Source organism: Paraburkholderia sp. JHI2823 (assembly GCF_038900695.1).
GTDB classification, from domain to species: domain Bacteria; phylum Pseudomonadota; class Gammaproteobacteria; order Burkholderiales; family Burkholderiaceae; genus Paraburkholderia; species Paraburkholderia mimosarum.
In genome coordinates, this window is record NZ_JAYMRY010000098.1 from 1 (window position 1) to 4,751 (window position 4,751).

Genomic DNA, 4,751 nt, shown 5'->3' on the forward strand with positions numbered 1-4,751 from the left:
CGATCTCGCGAAGCTCGGCCTCAAGGAGGCCGCTGCGCCCGCCGTATGGAATGCGGTTCTGTTCGATCAATAAGCTATCCTACCTATATGAGCTTTCTCAACCCGTCTACCTATTTGCACCAGAACCGTCGTCCGCCGCAAAGCTATTCCCGGTCGGCACTTTCATACGCGCATCGTAGCGCCCGAGGGTGTAGCCCGAAACCAGCGCGCCGCGGAACGCTTCAGGCGTGTAGTTAAACGAGCTTTTCCAGGTCGATGCGGGAATACCAGTATAGTCCGTATCCGGTTCAGGAGCGCTTGGCCCGCAGTGCTTGCCGCGTACGCATTCCATTGGCTGTTCGCCTTGCCGTTTGCATCGAAGTATGTGTTGAATGTGGTCTGGAATGTTGCTTTTGCCAACGTCCGCAGCTCGTCGAGATACTGCTCTTGTGTTTGCGTACCGCGCTTCACGGATTTCTTGAAGTAATCGGCTGTCATCGCGTAGGAGGGGATATATCCTTCGCATGTCTCTCGGCCGTTCATCATGTCGCAATTGGAATTGTAATCAACGAGCGGCGAGTTGAGGATGAATCCAGCCAAGACCTTGGCTGGCTTTCCAGACGGATCTGGCACGTAACTGCTGGTACCAGCCTGCTCCAGAAGATTGGCGACGATCGGCGTGCGGATGCCACCATAGGATTCGCCGTACAGGTACTTCGGCGAACTCTGCCGATTGTATTTGTTCGTATAGCTCGTAATGAAGTCCGCGACCACTTGGGCGTCATCGTCGGTTCCCCATAAATCGCCATTCTTGAGTGGTGCAATCGCCGTGGAAAGACCCGTGCCCGGCGGGTCAACAAAGACGATGTCCGACTGGTCGAGCAGCGAAATTGCATTGTCCTCAAACGGGAAGCTATCGGGCTGCTCGGTGGAATTGGTCATATTCGGCGCATCGGACCTGAGCCGTTTCGGTCCCCAGGATCCCAGGTGCAGCCAGATCGAGGCTGACCCAGGACCGCCGTTCCACAGAAACGTGACCGGCCGATTCTCCTTGGGCAGCGCATCCCGCGTATATGCTGTATAGAAGATCGCTGCCTCCGCCTTCGTGCCGGTCTCGCTTTGGCGATAGGCGACCAAGTGTCCAGCGCGCGCGATATACGGCAGTGCCTTTCCGTTGATGGCGATCGTATGCCTTTTCACGGAAGAATCCTCATCGATCTTCGACAGTGAAATCGAACCATCCTTCGTCGTATCGTATACGATAACGTCGTTCAGTACCTTATCGGTCGGAGCGATTTTCAGGAACGTGTTCTGTTCTGGTTCCGCCACCCCGGTGTTTGGCGGTGACGTGACAGGTGCGGACGGAGTCGCTTGGGTAGGCGTCGGGTCGTCACCGCCGCAGGCGACCAACGTCACGGCAGCGAGTGCCGCGATCGCGGGCCAGATTGCTATCCTTCCGGTCATCGATTGGATCCTCGTGATTGTCAATGGGTTCAACAGGTGATACGCATTGCAAAGCATCATGACCGGGTCAGGCCAGGTGGTTTCAGCATATCTGCCGCCTGGTCGGACCGGCTCCGTGCCACCTTGCGGATGGGGGGGGGTTGTCTGTAACACTGCGACGCCTCCGCTACTTAGCCACCGTCACGGCCGCCACGCGCGCATTCGGCACCATTGGCCTCTCGAGTGGGGTATGCGCCAAGTCCAGCGTGACGAGCGCGGTGCGCTGATAGCCTGCAAGCGTCAACTTGACCTTGCTACCCGGCAATACCGTGAAGTCGCGCGGCGTCATCTTCAGCGAGAAGTCATAGTCGGTGCCTGGGGCAACCGACTGTGCGACGTCGAGGCCCTAGTAGAAACGCGGATTCGCCCAGCCATACGTTACGTCGTACCACCGACGGCGTGACCTTGATGTCGGTCACCGACGGAACGAACCGGCCGCGCATCATCACGCGGATCGCATTGGCGAACGGCGGCGTCTCATAGGAAGCGTCCTTGTGTTGCTGAAATCCACCGGCCCCATCTGCGTCTCGTCCGTCTTGCCCTGTATCAGCACACCGTCCGCGCAGCCGTTGTCGCGGAGGTGATACGATGTGTCGACCGTCGTCGGCAAAGTGTATTCGTTGATGAACAGTTCGCCCGTCGGAATGCAGTCTCGCGAGCAGTGGCCCGAGTGGCAATGGCCGATCAGCGTGTTACTTGTGTCGTTCTGCGCTGGATTGGACGTAACGCCGGCTGGGATATCGCCCGACGGCGTCTCGCGCACATAGGTGTTTCTCGACGCATTGTTTACGCGCGAATACCACATCAGGATCTGCTTCTGCCACGCAGGGTCATCGTGATCGCGGCTGTGCAACCAAAGTTGGACGGGCCTCTTGCTCCTGTACAGTGCGTCGCCATCGTACTGCCCGGCGACAATGACGGGAGGTTACGTGGTTCTCTGTGCAAATACCAGAAGAAAAGCGTCAAATATATTGATTCCAACACTAAGAGTCATTGAAGCCCGTGGTGGGCGATTACCCGCAGCGGAAGAAAGTCAAAGTCAGTTTGAGTGTCAGTCATAAGTTGCGTCCGCAATGTTGAGGTTGCGGACGCAGCTTGATCTTCTTGATCCGGCCGCGCTAGGTGCGGCAGAAACTACCGCTTACGAACACACCGAGGCGGCTCAACCCGGCCGGAACGCAAGGAAAGCCATGCGGGCAAGAAGAAGCAACGCGAATTTACGCAAGCCGACATTTAGGGTTCTGGTGCAAATAGGTAGACGGGTTGAGAAAGCTCATATAGGTGGGATAGCTTATTGATCGAACAGAACCGCATTCCATACGGCGGGCGCAGCGGCCTCCTTGAGGCCGAGCTTCGCGAGATCGAACTGCCCCTTGCGAATACAATGCGTCAACTCGATTCCTGAAATCGTGGTCGCTGCGCTCCCGAATCGTTTGAACCCAAGCATCACGTTCGTTCTGGACTTGATGTGGCGATGGTCTTGCTCGATCACGTTGTTCAGATATTTTGAGGACCGGACCTTCGTGTCTTCAGGCAGCAGACCATCGGCCTTCATTTCGCGCACCGCGCGGTGCGAAGCGGCATAGCCGTCGAGCGTGATGGTCTCCGGCGGCTGGCCCTGACGCTGCCCGGTACAGGTAGACCCACCTGCCGCGAATCTTCAGGTAAGTCTCATCGACACGCCACGAGCGACCCGCAGGTGTAGCAAAGCGGTTCCAGCGTTTGACGAACTCGGGTGTATAACGCCTCACCCTGCGCAGAATCGTCGTGTGAGCCAGCGACAATCCCCGTTCGGCCATCATCTCTACCAGATCGCGAACGCTGAGCTTGTAGCGCAGGTACCAGCGAACGCACAGGATGATGATCTCCCGATCAAAATGGCGTCCGCCGAACAACTTCTCCGGACTCTTCAGCTTGCTCATCGTGGCTCCTCGGTTCGTCTTCTTCCGACAACTCTAACCCATTCGCCGGCCCTATTTGCACCAGAGCCCGGACGACTACATCAACATGGCCTTTCTTAACCAGCTCAAGACGTATTTCCCCGATTTCGTCAACTATAAGACCCAATCGAGCTACGAGCCACTGAATAGCGCGACAGTCATAAACTGGAAATGGAAGCGAACAGGAAGTAAATACTACTACCCACAGAGCATCACTGATATTCAAGCAGTCCTGACGGCCAACCCTGATGCCAAACTGCTTATTCTCCACGGTTACGAAGATATCGCAACGCCAGGTTTCCAGACCGAACTTGATCTTGAGGGAGTGAACCTGAGTGACCGCATCCCAGTCAAATGGTTCGAGGGTGGCACATGATCTACAACACGGAGATAGCACGCTTACCCCTCAAACAGGCGATCGACAGTTATTACCAGTCGCCGGCACGTGTCGCGGACGGCTCGTTACTTTAATGGTACGACAGCTATGAAATTCTTGGCCTACTTTGCTTCTAGCATGGCCGCAACTATTGTTGCAATGTCGTGCATCGGAGCGGCGTTTGCCTATGATGACTTGCCCAGCCCTCCGCCACCTCCGGAGGGCTGGGTTCAGCCACCCAAGCAATCGGAAAACTCTGTAACACAGGACGTGGAAGATCAGATCATTCAGCGCTTCACCGCCGCCACCGGTGGTGACCCCAACGGGATATTGTCGCAACAACAGGCCAAAGTTGCTGGCTGGGGACTCGTTAGTGATCATTTTGCGGAGATTGATCGCGCTGGCACAGGATATGTCCGGCTCGACGACGTGCGGCGGTTCATGTCCGAGCGAACGCCGCAACACATAATGCGCATGAAGAACTTATCGAAACTGAATCAGCGACCGTGATGTGCGATGGATATGGCGGAGAACCTCGATTTACGCGCTCGCCGGTCGCAAACTTTCGCATGAGTCGAATGTTGTCAAGGTCATTTACGATGACTTGGTGACTTTTCGCCATGTTCCTCCTGCGCCTTGCCAGTGATAACGAGGTGATGCGATTCGGCTTCGAACGGATAAATTCCACTGGCTGCAGCACTGACCAATTGAAGGTCGATGCCTTCATCGAGCGCGGCCTGTGCAGGCTCTTCGCCGGTGTAGCCCTGGTCAGCGAACGCGATTTTCACTGTCTGCCCCGTGGCCTGCTGGACCTGTCGCGCCAGTTTCTTTCAGATAACGCCATAGCGCAATCGCGAGGCGCCGCGCGACTGCGACGATCGCGATGCGCCGTGCGCGACGGTTTGGTCCCGTGCCCTGCGTGCGCTCGTTGAACCAGCGCGTGAGGGCGCTGT

Annotated in this window: 1 protein-coding gene and 6 pseudogenes; 2 read left to right on the plus strand and 5 right to left on the minus strand. The window is 56.7% G+C overall.

The genetic code is table 11. The features are described from left to right. Nucleotides 1-130: 130 nt before the first annotated feature. From VSR34_RS37350 to VSR34_RS37360, 3 pseudogenes are all read right to left on the minus strand, one after another. Nucleotides 131-1,443: pseudogene (locus tag VSR34_RS37350) on the minus strand (peptidase); the annotation flags it as partial. 166 nt (nucleotides 1,444-1,609) lie between these two features. Further along, a pseudogene (locus tag VSR34_RS37355) lies at nucleotides 1,610-2,374 on the minus strand (Xaa-Pro dipeptidyl-peptidase); the annotation flags it as partial. A gap of 399 nt (nucleotides 2,375-2,773) precedes the next feature. Then, nucleotides 2,774-3,404: pseudogene (locus VSR34_RS37360) on the minus strand (IS6 family transposase). A 76-nt stretch (nucleotides 3,405-3,480) separates the two neighbouring features. Between VSR34_RS37360 and VSR34_RS37365 the strand changes: the two are divergent. Together VSR34_RS37365 and VSR34_RS37370 are read left to right on the plus strand one after the other, a co-directional pair. Further along, nucleotides 3,481-3,893 (plus strand): annotated as a pseudogene (locus VSR34_RS37365) (peptidase); the annotation flags it as partial. 13 nt (nucleotides 3,894-3,906) lie between these two features. After that, on the plus strand, nucleotides 3,907-4,308 hold the full coding sequence (locus tag VSR34_RS37370; RefSeq protein WP_342965115.1) for a hypothetical protein: 402 nt from the start codon (nucleotides 3,907-3,909) through the stop codon (nucleotides 4,306-4,308). 191 nt (nucleotides 4,309-4,499) lie between these two features. On the opposite strand, the pseudogene VSR34_RS37375 reads toward VSR34_RS37370, so the two are convergent. Then, a pseudogene (locus tag VSR34_RS37375) lies at nucleotides 4,500-4,610 on the minus strand (IS5/IS1182 family transposase); the annotation flags it as partial. Next, nucleotides 4,567-4,751 (minus strand): annotated as a pseudogene (locus tag VSR34_RS37380) (hypothetical protein); the annotation flags it as partial. The pseudogenes VSR34_RS37380 and VSR34_RS37375, both read right to left, overlap by 44 nt.